Below are 14,434 nucleotides of genomic sequence, written 5' to 3'. Positions count from 1 at the left end.
CCGGCTCCGCCAGCCCAACTTCCTGCGCCTCCCTTCCCGCTCGAGGGCGAATTGGCACCACTCGCGGGAGCTGCGCGGCCTCAGAGCACCGGAGTACCGTCGGCGGCACGCCGGAGGCTGCGGCGATGGGAACGCCAGGCGTCGAGGGTGAAGATCGCGAGAGCGATCCAGATCAGCACGAAGCCGATCCAGCGGGCCGACCCCATCTGCTCGCCGAACACCGTCAGGCCCAGGGTGAAATGCAAGATGGGCACGAGGTACTGCAGCAGCCCCACCGTCGACAGATTGAGTCGGCTGGCCGCGGCGGCGAACAGCAACAGGGGGATCGCGGTGACGACCCCGGTGAGCACGAGCAGCGTGGTGTTCCCGGCGCCGTGGTGCCCGAATGCGAGATCTCCTCGGGTCTGCAGCAGCACCAGGAAACCGAGGGCGAACGGGAACAGCACGGTGGTCTCGACCGTCAATGCCTCCACCGCGCCGAGCGAGGTGCGCTTCTTAATCAGGCCGTATACCGCGAAGGATGCCGAGACGAGCAGGGCGATCCACGGCGGTCGGCCCAGGTCGACGGTGAGGATCCCCACCGCCACCGCGCCCACGCCGACCGCGATCCACTGCTGGCGTCGCAATGACTCCTTGAGGAAGAAGACCGCGAACAGCACGGTGATCAGCGGGTTGATGAAGTAGCCGAGGGACACTTCGAGCACGTAGCCGTTGTTGACGCCCCAGATGAACGACCCCCAGTTGACGGCGATGACCATCGAGGCCAGGGCCAGCCAGATCAGCTGAGAGCGGTCACGGACCAAGGTGGCGAACGAGTGCCACCTGCGCGTCAAGGTGAGCAGGCCGGCGCAGAACACCAGCGACCAGACCACCCGGTGGGCGAGTACCTCGAACGGCGAGGCCGGCTCGAGCAGCGGCCAGTACAGCGGGAACAGGCCCCAGCCGAGATAGGCGAGGACCCCGAAGACGAGTCCGCTGCGCGTCTGCTGGGTCACGAGCGCAATCTACGCCCACGAGCACGCGTACCGGACCCGGACCCGTCATTCCTCCGGGTCGGGAGCCGCGCCGTTCTGGTCGTCGGGGGGAGCGGTCGGCTCCTCGGTCGGCGTCGGTGTGGGAGTCGGGGTGGGCTCGGTGGTCGGCGTGGGCTCGGGCGTCGGCTCCTCGGTGGGTGTGGGCTCTGGCGTGGGTTCGGGACCCGGCGGCGGTGCCGTGGTCGGATCGGGCGCCGGAGTGGTGGGCGGTGTGGGTGTGGGAGTCGACGCGGGCGGGGTCGTCACGGTCACCGTGGGTGTCGGCTCGGCGGGCGCCTCCTCCCCTTCCTGTGCGAGCGCCCACCAGACCGCTCCGATCGCGAGCGCGATGACGAGCGCCACCACGGCCCAGGGGAGCCAGCGCCGCCATGCCGCGGGCTGGCCCTTCTGAGAGGCGTCTTTCGACTCGTCGGCGATGGCGACTGGCGCTGCCACGGCGGTCGCACCGATGGACGTGGCGTCGACGGCGGTCCCGGCCACCATCGTGCCGTCGTCGACGGGGGTGTGCACCGCGGTCGCGTCGCCGAGTCCGGCAGCGGCGATGACCCCGGCGACGTCGCCGCCCGAGGCGAGGACGCTGAGGGCGGTGCTGGCCTGAGCCGCGTCGAGCCGTTGCTCGGGGTCGCGACGGGTCATGGCGTCGAGTACGAGTCCCCAGTCGCGTCCGAGCTCTGCGGGCGCCTCGGGCTGGCGGTGGAGCCGAGCGGAGAGCGTCTCCACCTGGGAGCCGGGGAACGGATTCTCACCGGTCAGCGCTTCGAGTAGCACCAGCGCCAGCGCGTAGACATCGGCGCGGGGTCCCACGGGCTCCAGGACGGCCTGCTCCGGGCTGAGGTACTTCGCCGTGCCGACGAGGATGTCCGGCGAGGTGAGCCGTGTCCCCTCCAGATAGCGCGAGACCCCGAAGTCCGTGAGCTTCACTCGCGGCTGGTCACCGGCCAGGAGCATGACATTCGAGGGCTTGATGTCGCGGTGGATGACATGCGCGTCGTGGAGGACGGCGAGCGCTTCGGCGATCTGCGCGCCGATCTCGGCCACGACCCGCGATGGCAGTGGACCGTCGGCGAGGGCCGTCGTGAGGGTCTTGCCGTCGACGAACTCCATGACCAGGTAGGGCTGGTCGCCGTCTGGGCGCACGTCGTAGATGCTGACGAGGCCCGGCGCGGAGACGCCGGCGCCGATGCGGGCCTCCAGTTCGTGCCGACGCAAGGCCTCCGCGTCGTCGAGGCCCGTGCCCCAGCGCATGATCTTGACCGCGACGATCCGCTTGAGCAGTTGATCCTCGGCGCGATACACGTCGGCCATGCCGCCGCGCCCGACGAGGGACACGAGCCGGTAACGACCGTCGAGGACGTCGCCACTGCGATCGTCGAGCGGTTCGCTCATGGTCCTCCTTCACCGGATCGTTGACGCACCATGTCCATTGTGCTGAGCGGAGGAAAGCGCCGCAGGGGGACTGAGGGACACTGGTGGCATGTCGACCCCGCGATGGTTCAGCGAGACCTCTGAGACCCATTCACAGTGGTACGTCGAGCGGTTCCGCACGCTTGCGGCCGAAGGCGCTGATCTGACGGGCGAAGCCCGCCTCGTCGATGCCGTCGTCAAGCCCGGCTCGCGGGTCCTCGATGCCGGGTGCGGACCGGGACGGATCGCGGGTGAGCTGCATCGCCGCGGTCACCGTGTCACGGGTGTGGATGTCGATCCGGTGCTGATCGAGGCGGCCGAGCTCGACCATCCCGGCCCCGTGTACCGCGTAGCCGATCTCGCCGAGCTCGACCTCGGCGAGGAGCGATTCGATGCCGCGGTGTGCGCGGGCAATGTGCTGGTCTTCGTCGCTCCGGGCACGGAGAGTCGCGTGCTCGCCCGGATCGCCGCTCATCTGGTGGAGGGTGGGAAGCTGCTGGTCGGGTTCCGGCTCGATCGCGACTATGCGCTGGACCAACTCGACGGCGATGCGCGTGTGGCCCGTCTGGAGCTGGTGCAGCGCTTCGCGACCTGGGATCTCGATCCCTTCGTCGAGGGCGCGGATTTCGCCGTCAGCCTCTTCCGCCGCATCTGAGCCCACCCGCCCGGTCGGTGAGCTGTCACGCACCCGAGGCGGTGAACTGCGGGATAGCTCACCGCCTGCGGCGCGCACACGATCGGGCGACGAGGTCAGCGGTAGTTGGTGAACTGCACCGCGAAGTCGAGGTCGGCGCCCTTGATGAGCGCGATGACGGCCTGCAGATCGTCGCGCTTCTTGCCGGTCACGCGCAGCTCGTCGCCCTGGATCTGCGCCTTGACACCCTTGGGACCTTCGTCGCGGATGAGCTTGCTGAGCTTCTTGGCCTGCTCCGTGCTGATGCCCTGACCGAAGGAGCCGTTGAGCTTGACGTCTTTGCCGGACTGGCGCGGCTCGTCGGTGTCGAGGGCCTTCAGCGAGATGCCGCGCTTGACGAGCTTCTCCTTGAAGACGTCGAGGATGGCCAGGGCACGCTCGTCGGCGTTGGCGGTGATCTCGATGCCGAACTCACCCTTCCACTCGATCGCGGCGCCGGTTCCCTTGAAGTCGTAGCGCGTCGCGATCTCCTTCGCGGCCTGATTGAGGGCGTTGTCGGCCTCCTGGCGGTCGACCTTGCTGACGATGTCGAAGGACGAATCGGCCATGGGTGATCTCGCTTCCTGTCCGGTCGGGGCTGGTGCTCACCACCCTAGAGGTCTGCGGTAGTGTTGCTGACTGTCGCCCTCGGGTGACACCCGGCAGGTTGCCCGAGCGGCCAAAGGGAGCTGACTGTAAATCAGCCGGCATTGCCTTCAGAGGTTCGAATCCTCTACCTGCCACGGAACGACGAGGGGCCTCCGACTCACAGGTCGGAGGCCCCTCGTCCATCTCGGCCCTGCTCCGGCTCTCATGGTGTCGTGAGCACGGTCGCGGTTCGGCGCACGCCCACCGCGGCCCCGGGGACTGTCTCGAGGGCTGCCGCGTCGTTGTCGACGGCCTCGATCATGTTCGCGAGGTACCGTCGTTCCGCCCGGGACAGACTCTGTGCCCTCAGGTCTGCCGCCGTAGTGAGGGAAGCGAGCACCGCGAAGTCGTTGCGGTGTCGGTCGCGCCCACTGTCCTGGCCGACGGAGTGCGCTGCGGCCTTCGCAATCAGCGCGCCGAGCAGCGTTGGTCGTCGGATGTGCCCCACTCTATCGCCGACAGCAATCTCGATGCTCTCCGAGCGGGCGAGCACCCGGGCCGCGCCAGGCGTGCCCAGGGTGGTGCTGCCGGTGATGCCCTTGCGATCGGCGGCCCCTCGCTGCCCCAGACGATCGCCGATCAGCACGTCGATCTGCGCTTCGCCTTTGACCCAGCGATGCTGATGGCCTTCGGGGGTGACGCCGGTCGGCCGAAAGCCGGCGTCGTGCAAGCCCTGGGTAAAATCGAACAGGATCGTGGGCCGGTGTTTCACGTTCAGGAGAGCGTCCGCATCGTCGGTCGTGCGCACGGGAGCGACGCCTCGCTCGCTGCAGTGCAGGTGGACCATCTGCCCGCCGATCAGGGTCCACGAGTCGGGAAGGCGCTCGTGCAGCTCCATCAGGGCATGCCAGGCCACGGTCTGCGCGTCGCTCATGGCCGGCAGGACCGTGACCATCACCGGCCGCCGGTCGCGCGTGGACGTGGCCGGATGATGTCGCTGTCGCTGATCCACCGGTTCAGCACGGTCGCCGCCTGGCGTTCTTCGCGTCCCTCGCGGTAGTCCGCGAGATCGGCGGCGACCAGCAGCGGGGACAGCGGGGGTACCGGGTCGGCGACGTGGACGATCACATTCGCCTCGGACCGGGACGGCGCCTGCACGACGAAGTGCTCGCCGAAGAGCCCCTCGGCATCCGCCTCGTGCACATAACCTTCGACGAGCCGGCTCGACTGCATCCCGGCGCGCGGGTCCGAGACGCCGGCGAGCATCAGCCGGGGATCTGCCGCGATGGTCTGGAGGTCGGCGGCGGCCGCGCTCATCTCCAGCCGGCGCGCCCGACCGGGCAGCCAACCGCGTACCAGGCCGACCGGATCGGCTGCGTCGTGGAGTCGTGCCAATCGGCCTCGGAGCCGGCTAACCTCCGAGGCGGAGACGCCTGGCTTCTCGTGGGCCGCAAGGCGAAGGAGGGCCGCGGCCATCCGTGGCGACAGCGGTCTCGACACCGCCCCACGGTGGCGGCTCACAGCGGCAGCGTCGATGACGTAGGAACGGCCCACCTTGACCGCAGGCAGGCTGCCGGACTGGATCATCGCCACCACTCGTTGCCGGGAGACGCCAAGTCGCTTGGCCGCCTCGGCCACGCTGATCGTCGCCATGGCACTAGTATTGACAATTGGCAATATGAGAGTCAATATTCCGTGCAAGCGTCGTGGGCTCTGGGCGCCCGCGTCGGACGCCGGGGGAGCATCACCTATAGGCGGGTCGTGGATGGCTGTCGATACGTCCATATCGTGATGGTGACGGTCGGTACCGACATTCTGTGTCTATCTCATTCTCAGGCGTCTTCGAGGTCTGGCAGCACCTGTGAGAAGTAGGCGGCGGTGCGGTCCTCGTCCCACCCGTGGGACTCCCCGAGCCCATTGGCGAGCATCGCCAGATACGCCGGCGACGGGGCGGCGTGCCCTACGGCGTCGCGTCCGTGGGGTGCGGTGAAGGTCAGCATCGGCAGGCCGTCGCGTCGTCCGACCTCGATGAGCGTCTCGTAGTGGCCCGGGCCGACCTCATGCCGTGCGCCCTGGCCGCCGAGCCCGTCGACGATCACGCGCTCGAGGGGGTCTCCTTCGCGCGGTACCCGGTGCATCTCCTGGGCCGCGATGTCCACGAACTGGGCGGCGGTCACCAGGTAGGCGCGCGCCGCCGTCGGCCCCGGGGTGAGATGGTCGTAGAACGCGACTCCGCCTCCCCACTGGGGCGATTCTCCGGCGAAGTACAGCGCGCCGGGCAGCTCGACGCCGACCGAGGCGAGCGGCGGGTGAGGGTCGCGGGCACCGGGATTGCGCCGGGCGCCGCCGGGCGGCGTGCCGCCCTCGAGGTAGAGCTGCAGCCGTTCGGCTGCGAGATTCGACCCGTAGCTGACGTACCAGACGAGGTCGCCGTGGTGCGGAAGGACGGTCTCGTGCAGGGGTGCGGTCACCTCGCTCATGGAGATCCAGGCTAGCGGAGCGGTGAGGAGGTCCGTTCTGATCGACGGATGGACGCCTACTCACCGCCCGACCCGAGAATTGGACGCCTACTCACCGCCCTGATGGGGAGGTCAGGAGGCTTCGAGGGGGCGGGACGGGTCCGCGGTCCACTCGGTCATCGAGCCGTCGTAGATCGCGACATCGTCGCGCCCGGCAGCGAGCAGCGCGAAGGCCGCCGCGGTCGCCGCGATGCCTCCGCCGCAGTAAGTCACGGGGCGCACGGTGGGATCGAGGGCGCCCGCTGCCGCGAAGATCTCGCGCAGCGCGCCGGCATCCTTCAAGGTGCCGTTCTCACGGACGAGGCTCGGGAAGGGCACGTTGACGCTGCCGGGGATGTGCCCGCGGGCGAAGTCTTCGGGAGCGAGCGCGTTGACCAGCAGCACGCCGTCGTCGTCGATGGCCGCCTCGACGTCGGCAGTCGAGGCGATGCGTTCCGGGCGCCGGCGCGCGGTGAAGGTAGCCGGAGTCGGCTGGACCTCCTCGGACCCGGTCGGCTGCCCGGCGGCCTTCCACGCTGCGAGGCCTCCGTCGAGCACCTTCACCCGGTCGAAGCCCTCGTATCCCAGGTGCCACCAGAGGCGAGTCGCCCAGATCCCGTTGGCGTGGTCGTACACCACGACGGTGTCGTCATCGCCGATCCCCGCTTCGCCGAGGACCTCGACGAAGCGATCGGAGTCCACGGGCGTGAAGCGGATGGGGGTGTCGTCGCGGCTGAGCTCGGCGTCCTGGTCGATGAAGACGGCACCGGGGATGTGCTCGGCTCGGTAGGTCTCCTCCGCGGAAGCGATGTGAGCGCCGTTCTCATCGAAGGAGAGGTGCACGGTGGCATCGACGACGCGAAGGCGGGGATCGTCGAGGTGCTCGGCCAGCCAGGCGGCGTCGACGAGGGGCAAGGTGGGCTCGGTCATGTGCCGCACCGTACTCCTCGGACGACCCGCGACGGCAGTCGTTTCACGTGCTGGACGTCACCGGAGCGGAGCCCCGGGCGTCGGCCACGGTGGCGCCGGTGAGCCGGAACGAGGCACCACGAGCCGTGCGGTCGAAGAGCATCCAGCCGAGCCACACCACGGCCACCAGCAGCGATGCGGCATTGAGCACGTCCCCTTGAGCGGACCCGACGAAGGGTGGCGCCATCGCGAGCGCGGAGAGGGTCGCGTAGGTGCCGAAGCCCACCAGCATCCGGCCGCATCGGTGACGTCGTCCCTGCCAGGTCGGCTCGAGCCAGACGGCCCGCTGGCCGAGCGAGGCACCTGAACCGATGGCCGACGGCAGATAGATCCCAAGCGCCAGCCAGAGCGCGGTCCACAGGAACGGTCCCGTCCAGCCGTCGTCCCCTGGGATCGGCTCGCCCAGCAGATAGACCACCACTGCCCGGTGGGCGACGGTGAGCGCGATGGGCACCAAGGTGAAGAGGCCGAGGTCGATCAGCATGCCCGCGAGACGGCGTCGCCGAGTGACGGGACGGGGCAGGCCTCGGCTCGCACCGGCCCGCCGAGGGTCGGGGAGCCAGAACAGCACGAGGGGAGCGATGAGAGCACCGACGAACGCGCCGGCGGTGTTGGTGATGACATCGTCGACATCCGCCACCCGGTAGGCGCAGCCGAAGGCGCCGAACGCCCCCGTTCCCTGGATGCTCTCGATGAGCGCTGAGACCACGAGTCCGGATGCCGTGGAGAGTAGGACACCGCGGCCGTAGAACCTGCGCAGGAACGCACCCCACGGCGCGAACAGCAGCACGTTGAACGCGACCTGCAGGAAGGCGAAGCTGGTCAGAGTCGCCCGCCACGACTCGCCGGCCGTCTGCGTTCGGATGTCGTCGACGAAGGCGAAGGGCGTGAGATTGCGTCCGGGGACGGGGTTGGTGGCACACCAGTCGGCATCGGGAAACGGCAGCAGCGTATAGGCGATCAGCGCGACTCCGTAGACGGCGATCAGCGCGGCAGCGATGAGGCGGGCGAGACGGATCTGTCCCCAACGGCGCGACTCGATGACGAGAATCGGCACGAAGAGCACGACGAAGGCGGAGAGTCCGAGGAGTATCGCGATGTAAGCGGGCCAGGTCCAGGCGTCGATCACCTCCCCAGTGTGACCGAGCCGCGTCGGTGACGCTGCGCGGCGGGCCCTACGCTGGCCCCGTGGTCTACGGCGCCTTCTTCGACACGGTCTTCCGCCGCATGGATCCCGAGAACGCGCACCACCGCGCCTTCCGAGCGATCCGTGCCGGCCGCCCCTTCACGCCGCTCGCCTTCCGTGTGCCCGAGCGTCCGGTCGAGGTGATGGGGGTGTGCTTCCCGCATCGTTTCGGTCTCGCTGCCGGATTCGACAAGGATGCGCGCGGTGTTGTGCCATTGCTCAATCTCGGGTTCGGGCACGTGGAGATCGGCACGGTGACCGCGCGGCCGCAGCCGGGCAACGAGCGGCCGCGGCTCTTCCGGCTGGTCGACGATCGCGCGATCGTCAACCGGATGGGTTTCAACAACGACGGCGCCGCGGAGGTGGCGTCGCGCCTTCATCGTCTGCGCGGCACGCAGGCCGGGCGCCGAGCGGTGATCGGCGTCAACATCGGCAAGACCAAGGTCGTCCCGGCCGAGCGCGCGGTCGACGACTACGCGGAGAGCGCGAGGCTCCTCGCCCCGTTCGCGGACTATCTGGTCGTGAACGTGTCGTCGCCCAACACACCGGGCCTGCGCGACCTGCAGTCCGTGGACGCCTTGCGGCCGATCCTGACGGCGGTCCACGAGATCGCCGATCGGATCGGCGGAGGAGTGCCCCTCGTGGTCAAGATCGCCCCGGATCTTGCCGACGACGATGTCGATGCGGTCGCCGACCTCGCCCTGGAGCTGGAATTGGACGGCATCACCGCCGCCAACACGACGGTGGCGCGCCCGCAGAGTCTGCGGACCTCGCGCGCCGAGATCGACCGGATCGGCGCAGGGGGCCTGTCCGGGCCGATCCTGGCCGACCGGGCGACCGAGATGCTCACGCGGCTGCGCGCTCGGGTCGGCGATCGGCTCGCGCTCATCGCCGTCGGCGGGGTGAGCACCCCGGACGACGTTCGCGCTCGGATCGCCGCCGGCGCCGACCTTGTCCAGGCCTACACGGCCTTCGCCTACGAGGGGCCCGCCTGGCCCTCGAGGATGGCCCGCGCAGCCCTGTGATTCGAGGCTTTTCGACCACCTGCCGACCCCAAGGGGACCCCGGTTTGGGTGGTGTGGGGGCATCCTGTAGTGTTAATCCTCGGCCCGCCCCTTTAGCTCAGTCGGCAGAGCGTTTCCATGGTAAGGAAAAGGTCTACGGTTCGATTCCGTAAAGGGGCTCCAAGGCACGGGCGACCGTGTCGAACGGTGGCGGATTTCCGTCCCCGTGGCGGGGTAGCTCAGGTGGTTAGAGCACACGGCTCATAATCGTGGTGTCGCGGGTTCGAGTCCCGCCCCCGCTACCACTGAACTTCATATCCGCAGCAAGCACCCCGATCCAAGAAGAGGCACACCGTGGCCAGCAAGAGCTCCGACGTTCGTCCCAAGATCACCTTGGCGTGCACCGAGTGCAAGGAACGCAACTACATCACGAAGAAGAACCGTCGAAACGATCCCGATCGTCTCGAGATGAAGAAGTTCTGCCCGCGCTGCGGCACGCACCGCGATCACCGCGAGACGCGCTGACATCGGCTTTCCTCGACGACCCCCGGCCCTCGGCCGGGGGTCGTCGGCGTTTCCGCTGAGTCGGGCCCAGCGCAGAAGTGGCCAATCGTGGCCCGTTTCGTCGTAGTGAAGGGGGCCATAACTGGCCGAAACCCGAGGGTTGTACCTGGCCCTACCCTCACCCTGCTAGCGTCGCGCGGGTGGAGCTTGCTGAGGTGACGACGCTGCGGCTGGGAGGCCCGGCGCGCACGGTGATCGAGGCGGCGGACGAGCTGACCCTCCGGGAGGCCGTCGCCGTGGCCGACGAGGCCGCCGATCCGCTGCTCCTCGTCGGGGGCGGCAGCAATCTCGTGGTGGCCGACGACGGATTCGACGGCACCGTCGTGCTCGTGCGTACCCGGGGTGTCCATGTCGAGTCCGATGCCTGCAGCGGTGCGATGGTCACGGTCGCCGCGGGGGAGACCTGGGACGACCTCGTCGCCCGCGCTGTGGCGGAGGAATGGGTGGGTGTCGAGGCACTGTCGGGGATCCCGGGCTCGGTCGGAGCGACGCCGATCCAGAATGTCGGCGCCTACGGTCAGGAGGTCGCCGACACCATCGTGTCCGTCCGGGTCTACGACCGCTACGAGCGCGCGATCCGCGCGATCGCCCACGCTGACTGCGGCTTCGGCTACCGGACGAGCCGCTTCAAGGAGCAGCCGCAGCGCTATGTGGTGCTGGAGGTGACCTTCCAGTTCCGGCTCGGGAACCTCGGCGCTCCGGTCCGCTACGCCGAACTGGCGCGCACGCTCGGCGTCGAGCTCGGCGAGCGGGCCCCGGCGACTGACATCCGCCAGGCCGTGCTGGCGCTGCGTCGGGGTAAGGGCATGGTGCTGGACGACGGCGATCACGACACCTGGAGCGCCGGGTCCTTCTTCACCAACCCGTTCCTCACCCCCGATCAGGCCCTACTGCTACCCCGGGAAGCGCCTCGTTTCGAGCAGGCTGACGGGCGCATCAAGACGAGCGCGGCCTGGCTGATCGACCATGCCGGATTCGCCAAGGGCTATGGCGACGGCCCCGTCCGCCTGTCGTCGAAGCACGCGCTCGCCCTCACACATCGAGGGGGAGGATCGACCCGTCAGCTGATCGATCTGGCCCGCGAGGTGCGCGACGGCGTCGAGCAGCGTTTCGGAGTACGCCTCGCCAACGAGCCGGTGCTCGTCGGCATCTCGCTCTGATCGCGGGCGACGCCGCTCAGTAGGTCGAGCTGCTGGAGCTCGCCATCACGCCCAGGAAGCCGAAGAAGACGACGGCGATGATCATCAACACGCCCAGTCCGAGCAGCACGGTGCCGATGATGCCGAGGATCTTGCCGGCATTCGCCTCCGAACGCCCCTCATAGCGACCGCCGGAGGCGTCGATCTCGCTGACCGCCTTGCCGCCGATGTACCAGGCGAACGGCCCGAGGATGCTGCAGATCACGAGGCCCAGGATGCCCAGCACCAGGGCCAGGGTCGACTGCGGGTGCTTCTCCGGAGGCCGCCAGTCGCCGTTTCCCTGCGGGGCAGTGGGGTACGAGCTCATCGAAGGCCTCCGGAGATGTAGGTGCTGATGTCGTCATAGGGATCGTAGGAGGAGTCGAAGGCTCCAGCGATACCGAGGACCACGAAGAAGCCGAAGGCGAGGATTCCGAGCACGAGCAGCACGGTGCCGATGATGCCGAGAATCCTGCCCGCGCTGGCCTCGGAGCGTCCGGAGTATTGCTGCGGTGCGGCGTCGATCTCCTTGACGGCCTTACCGCCGAGCCACCAGGCGAAGGGGGACAGGAATGCGGGCAGGAAGCAGATGAAGGTGCCGACGAGCCCGACGATGCCGAGCACCAGCGAGGTGGTGGCCTGTGGATGCTTGGGCTGCTGCGGCCACGGCTGCTGGGGATAAGGCTGCGGGTAGGGCGAGGCGCCCTGACCGTAGGGCTGGTAGCCAGGCTGCTGGGACTGCCCATAACCGGGCTGCTGAGGCTGTCCGTAGCCCGGGTTGCCCGGCTGGCCCTGGTGAGTCTGTCCGTAGCCCGGGTAGTCGGGCTGGCCCTGACCGGGGTGGCCTTGCTGCGGGCCAGCTTCTCCCCAGCCCTGCGGAGGCGGGCCCACGGGTCCGGGCGCGTCGCCGCCCGGCCGGGACTGGCCGGGCTCTTCGAAGGGGTCCGGCTCGCCCTGACCCCAGCCCTGTGGCGGATTCTGGTCGCTCATGCCGACACCTCGTCGATGACTCGCTCGCTCATGGGGCCATCTTGTCACGTGGCGGCGGCGACTCCGAGCCCGCGAGCCACGCGTCGATCCGCTCCAAGGCGACCTCTCGAAGCTCGGCCGGAGCATGCGACGAGCGCAGCGACATCCGTGCCAGCTCCGCCAGCTCGGTATCGCTGAAGTCCTGGGCCGCCCGGAGCACGGCGTACTGGCCGGCCAGACGTGTGCCGAACAGCAGCGGGTCGTCCGCTCCGAGCGCCACCTGCAGTCCGGCGTCCATCAGATCGCGGACCGGGATCTCGTCGAGGGTCTGATAGACGCCCAGAGAGACATTCGAGGTCGGGCACACCTCCAGCGCCACCTCGCGCTGGGCGAGCTCCTCGAGCAGCCGGGGATCCTCCGCCGAGCGGATCCCGTGGCCGAGCCGGTCGGGGTGTAGATGGGTGAGGCACTCGCGGACGTGTGCCGGCCCGCGGAGCTCGCCGCCGTGCGGCACGAGATCGAGTCCGGCCCGTTCGGCGATCGCGAATGCCGGGCCGAAGGCCGCGGTGTCGCCACGGCGCTCGTCATTGGAGAGCCCGAAGCCGTGGACCCCGCGGCCGGCGTACTGGGCCGCCAGTCGGGCGAGGATCCGAGCATCGAGCGGGTGTCGGGTCCGGTTGGCGGCGATCACGACGCTCATGCCGATGCCCGTGAGATCGGAGGCGTCGCGCACCGCGTCGAGCACCAGCTCGGTGAAGTCCGTGATCCCGCCGAAGCGAGCGGCATAGCCCGACGGATCCACCTGGATCTCGGTCCACACCGAGCCGTCGGCGGCATCGTCCTCCGCAGCCTCCCGCACCAGGCGGCGGACATCGTCCTCGGTGCGCAGCACCGACCGGGCTGTGTCGTAGAGGCGCTGGAAGCGGAACCAGCCCTTCTCGTCGGCGGCCGTCAGTTGCGGAGGCCACTCCTCGACGAGCGCGGAGGGCAGCCGCACGCCGTCGCGCTCGGCCAGCTCGAGCAACGTGGCATGACGCATCGAACCGGTGAAGTGCAGGTGCAGGTGTGCCTTGGGAAGGTCGGAGATCGGAGGCCGCATCACGAACAATCTTGGCACGTTCCTCGCCGGCTGCCCGATGCGCTGCGCGGAGCCGGTTCGACTCGGTGGGGCACGACCCCGTACACTGGCACAAACCTGTGGATCACACGGTGTTCGTCCTGCCTGCGCGCAGGTCGTCCGCCGCGCGACACACCAAGGGCACTAGCTCAACTGGCAGAGCATCGGTCTCCAAAACCGAAGGTTGGGGGTTCAAGTCCCTCGTGCCCTGCAAGGACCAGACGAACGACCGATGAAGGAGCGACCGTGAGCGATCATCACGAACTGGCGGGCACCCGCGCCAAGCGTACGTCGCCGCTGACCTTCTACCGCCAGGTCGTCGCTGAGCTGCGCAAGGTCGTCTGGCCCACGCGCCCGCAGGTCGTCAACTACTTCTTCGTGGTCTTGACCTTCGTGCTCATCATGATGGCCATCATCGCTGGCCTGGACTACGCCTTCGGTCAGCTGAACTTCTGGATTTTCGGCTAAGGACTTCGATTCACTGTGACCCAGGAACTTCCTGACGAGAACACCCCTGTCGACACCACCGAGGAGGCCGAGGCCGAGACGGTGGAGGCCGACGAGGCCACCACGACTCCTACCACCGAGGAGTCGTCGGACGAGGTGACCGCCGAGGAGGCGCCTGCGGCCGACCCCCTGGAGGAGTTCCGCGAGCGGTTGCGCGGCCAGTTCGGCGACTGGTACGTGATCCACACCTATTCGGGCATGGAGAACCGGGTCAAGCAGAACCTGGAGAACCGCATCACCTCCCTCAACGCCGAGGACTACATCTTCGAGATCGTCGTGCCGACCGAGGAGGTCGCCGAGATCAAGAACGGTCAGCGCAAGCTCGTCAAGCGCACCGTGCTCCCCGGCTACGTGCTGGTTCGCATGGATCTCACCGACGAGTCGTGGGGCGTCGTGCGCCACACCCCGTCGGTCACGGGCTTCGTGGGCAACTCCCACCAGCCCGTTCCCCTGAGCCTGGCCGAGGTCGAGCAGATGCTGGCCCCCGCCGTGGAGGCCGAGGTCGCCGCGGAGGCGGCCGCCGAAGACACCTCGGACTCGCAGCAGTCGAAGGCTCCCAAGCTCGAGTTCAGCGATTTCGCGGTCGGCGACTCCGTCATGGTGGTCGACGGTCCGTTCGCGACGCTGCACGCGACCATCACCGAGATGAACCTCGACGCCCAGCGCGTCAAGGCGCTCGTCGAGATCTTCGGCCGCGAGACACCGGTCGAGCTGAGCTTTGCTCAGATCCAGAAGGTTTGATC

17 protein-coding genes and 4 tRNA genes are annotated in these 14,434 nt (G+C 68.7%); 10 read left to right on the top strand and 11 right to left on the bottom strand.

All coding sequences use genetic code 11. The features are described 5' to 3' along the window. Positions 1-80: 80 nt before the first annotated feature. Positions 81-995 carry an EamA family transporter RarD gene (rarD, locus tag FNM00_RS08595; protein WP_246065121.1) on the bottom strand — a complete coding sequence of 305 codons (915 nt, stop codon included), beginning with the start codon at positions 993-995 and terminating at the stop codon, positions 81-83. Between the two features lie 45 nt (positions 996-1,040). After that, entirely contained in the window at positions 1,041-2,420 is a 1,380-nt protein-coding gene (locus tag FNM00_RS08590; RefSeq protein WP_143913025.1) for a serine/threonine-protein kinase, read from the bottom strand. 88 nt (positions 2,421-2,508) lie between these two features. Between FNM00_RS08590 and FNM00_RS08585 the strand changes: the two genes are divergently transcribed. Beyond that, positions 2,509-3,093: a class I SAM-dependent methyltransferase gene (locus FNM00_RS08585; RefSeq protein WP_143913024.1), complete on the top strand. Its 585-nt coding sequence runs from the start codon at positions 2,509-2,511 to the stop codon at positions 3,091-3,093. Positions 3,094-3,188: 95 nt separating this feature from the next. Here FNM00_RS08585 and FNM00_RS08580 read toward each other — a convergent pair whose 3' ends face one another. Further along, entirely contained in the window at positions 3,189-3,680 is a 492-nt protein-coding gene (locus tag FNM00_RS08580) for a YajQ family cyclic di-GMP-binding protein (RefSeq protein ID WP_143913023.1), read from the bottom strand. A gap of 92 nt (positions 3,681-3,772) precedes the next feature. Between FNM00_RS08580 and FNM00_RS08575 the strand changes: the two genes are divergently transcribed. Next, positions 3,773-3,854, top strand: a tRNA-Tyr gene (locus FNM00_RS08575). Between the two features lie 68 nt (positions 3,855-3,922). Here FNM00_RS08575 and FNM00_RS08570 read toward each other — a convergent pair. The 5 genes from FNM00_RS08570 to FNM00_RS08550 form a co-directional block, all read right to left on the bottom strand. After that, positions 3,923-4,633: a hypothetical protein gene (locus tag FNM00_RS08570; protein ID WP_143913022.1), complete on the bottom strand. Its 711-nt coding sequence runs from the start codon at positions 4,631-4,633 to the stop codon at positions 3,923-3,925. Between the two features lie 20 nt (positions 4,634-4,653). Continuing rightward, positions 4,654-5,352: an excisionase family DNA-binding protein gene (locus tag FNM00_RS08565; protein ID WP_143913021.1), complete on the bottom strand. Its 699-nt coding sequence runs from the start codon at positions 5,350-5,352 to the stop codon at positions 4,654-4,656. Between the two features lie 179 nt (positions 5,353-5,531). Beyond that, positions 5,532-6,179, bottom strand: coding sequence for a histone deacetylase (locus FNM00_RS08560; RefSeq protein ID WP_143913020.1), 648 nt, complete (start codon positions 6,177-6,179; stop codon positions 5,532-5,534). Between the two features lie 111 nt (positions 6,180-6,290). Beyond that, positions 6,291-7,127, bottom strand: a complete 837-nt coding sequence (locus FNM00_RS08555; protein ID WP_143913019.1) for a sulfurtransferase — start codon at positions 7,125-7,127, stop codon at positions 6,291-6,293. A gap of 43 nt (positions 7,128-7,170) precedes the next feature. Further along, on the bottom strand, positions 7,171-8,295 hold the full coding sequence (locus FNM00_RS08550; protein ID WP_143913018.1) for a VanZ family protein: 1,125 nt from the start codon (positions 8,293-8,295) through the stop codon (positions 7,171-7,173). 59 nt (positions 8,296-8,354) lie between these two features. Here FNM00_RS08550 and FNM00_RS08545 point away from each other — a divergent pair, with 59 nt between their 5' ends. From FNM00_RS08545 to FNM00_RS08525, 5 genes are all read left to right on the top strand, one after another. Next, entirely contained in the window at positions 8,355-9,377 is a 1,023-nt protein-coding gene (locus tag FNM00_RS08545) for a quinone-dependent dihydroorotate dehydrogenase (RefSeq protein ID WP_246065120.1), read from the top strand. An 86-nt stretch (positions 9,378-9,463) separates the two neighbouring features. Then, positions 9,464-9,539, top strand: a tRNA-Thr gene (locus FNM00_RS08540). A gap of 45 nt (positions 9,540-9,584) precedes the next feature. Further along, positions 9,585-9,661 (top strand) — tRNA-Met (locus FNM00_RS08535). A 49-nt stretch (positions 9,662-9,710) separates the two neighbouring features. Next, complete coding sequence (gene rpmG / locus FNM00_RS08530; protein ID WP_087625371.1) at positions 9,711-9,881, top strand: 50S ribosomal protein L33; 171 nt, start codon at positions 9,711-9,713, stop codon at positions 9,879-9,881. A gap of 179 nt (positions 9,882-10,060) precedes the next feature. Further along, entirely contained in the window at positions 10,061-11,080 is a 1,020-nt protein-coding gene (locus FNM00_RS08525; protein ID WP_143913017.1) for a UDP-N-acetylmuramate dehydrogenase, read from the top strand. A gap of 16 nt (positions 11,081-11,096) precedes the next feature. On the opposite strand, the gene FNM00_RS08520 is transcribed toward FNM00_RS08525, so the two are convergent. Genes FNM00_RS08520 through FNM00_RS08510 form a run of 3 tightly spaced genes read right to left on the bottom strand, consistent with a single transcriptional unit; the run spans position 11,097 to position 13,166 of the window. After that, entirely contained in the window at positions 11,097-11,426 is a 330-nt protein-coding gene (locus FNM00_RS08520; RefSeq protein WP_143913016.1) for a DUF4190 domain-containing protein, read from the bottom strand. After that, complete coding sequence (locus FNM00_RS18815; protein WP_185973056.1) at positions 11,423-12,088, bottom strand: DUF4190 domain-containing protein; 666 nt, start codon at positions 12,086-12,088, stop codon at positions 11,423-11,425. The genes FNM00_RS08520 and FNM00_RS18815 overlap by 4 nt, the downstream gene beginning before the upstream one ends. A gap of 28 nt (positions 12,089-12,116) precedes the next feature. Next, a complete protein-coding gene (locus FNM00_RS08510; RefSeq protein WP_143913015.1) occupies positions 12,117-13,166 on the bottom strand; it encodes an adenosine deaminase in 1,050 nt (349 codons plus the stop codon). Between the two features lie 156 nt (positions 13,167-13,322). On the opposite strand from FNM00_RS08510, the gene FNM00_RS08505 reads away from it, so the two are divergent. The 3 genes from FNM00_RS08505 to nusG all read left to right on the top strand — a co-directional run bounded on the left by FNM00_RS08505 (position 13,323) and on the right by nusG (position 14,432). Further along, positions 13,323-13,395: transfer RNA gene (locus FNM00_RS08505), tRNA-Trp, on the top strand. 35 nt (positions 13,396-13,430) lie between these two features. After that, positions 13,431-13,652, top strand: a complete 222-nt coding sequence (gene secE, locus FNM00_RS08500; protein ID WP_143913014.1) for a preprotein translocase subunit SecE — start codon at positions 13,431-13,433, stop codon at positions 13,650-13,652. Between the two features lie 15 nt (positions 13,653-13,667). Next, positions 13,668-14,432, top strand: a complete 765-nt coding sequence (gene nusG / locus FNM00_RS08495; protein WP_143913013.1) for a transcription termination/antitermination protein NusG — start codon at positions 13,668-13,670, stop codon at positions 14,430-14,432. The last annotated feature ends 2 nt before the right edge of the window (positions 14,433-14,434 follow it).

This window comes from Aeromicrobium piscarium, assembly GCF_007421815.1.
Lineage (GTDB): Bacteria > Actinomycetota > Actinomycetes > Propionibacteriales > Nocardioidaceae > Aeromicrobium > Aeromicrobium piscarium.
This window is presented reverse-complemented; position numbering and strand designations above follow the sequence as displayed.

Bases quoted from the DNA above. Each gene is read 5' to 3' on its own strand.
- FNM00_RS08590 (WP_143913025.1), bottom strand. From the start codon at position 2,420: ATGAGCGAACCGCTCGACGATCGCAGTGGCGACGTCCTCGACGGTCGT.
- FNM00_RS08585 (WP_143913024.1), top strand. From the start codon at position 2,509: ATGTCGACCCCGCGATGGTTCAGCGAGACCTCTGAGACCCATTCACAG.
- FNM00_RS08580 (WP_143913023.1), bottom strand. From the start codon at position 3,680: ATGGCCGATTCGTCCTTCGACATCGTCAGCAAGGTCGACCGCCAGGAG.
- FNM00_RS08570 (WP_143913022.1), bottom strand. From the start codon at position 4,633: ATGAGCGACGCGCAGACCGTGGCCTGGCATGCCCTGATGGAGCTGCAC.
- FNM00_RS08565 (WP_143913021.1), bottom strand. From the start codon at position 5,352: ATGGCGACGATCAGCGTGGCCGAGGCGGCCAAGCGACTTGGCGTCTCC.
- FNM00_RS08560 (WP_143913020.1), bottom strand. From the start codon at position 6,179: ATGAGCGAGGTGACCGCACCCCTGCACGAGACCGTCCTTCCGCACCAC.
- FNM00_RS08555 (WP_143913019.1), bottom strand. From the start codon at position 7,127: ATGACCGAGCCCACCTTGCCCCTCGTCGACGCCGCCTGGCTGGCCGAG.
- FNM00_RS08520 (WP_143913016.1), bottom strand. From the start codon at position 11,426: ATGAGCTCGTACCCCACTGCCCCGCAGGGAAACGGCGACTGGCGGCCT.
- FNM00_RS18815 (WP_185973056.1), bottom strand. From the start codon at position 12,088: ATGAGCGACCAGAATCCGCCACAGGGCTGGGGTCAGGGCGAGCCGGAC.
- FNM00_RS08510 (WP_143913015.1), bottom strand. From the start codon at position 13,166: ATGCGGCCTCCGATCTCCGACCTTCCCAAGGCACACCTGCACCTGCAC.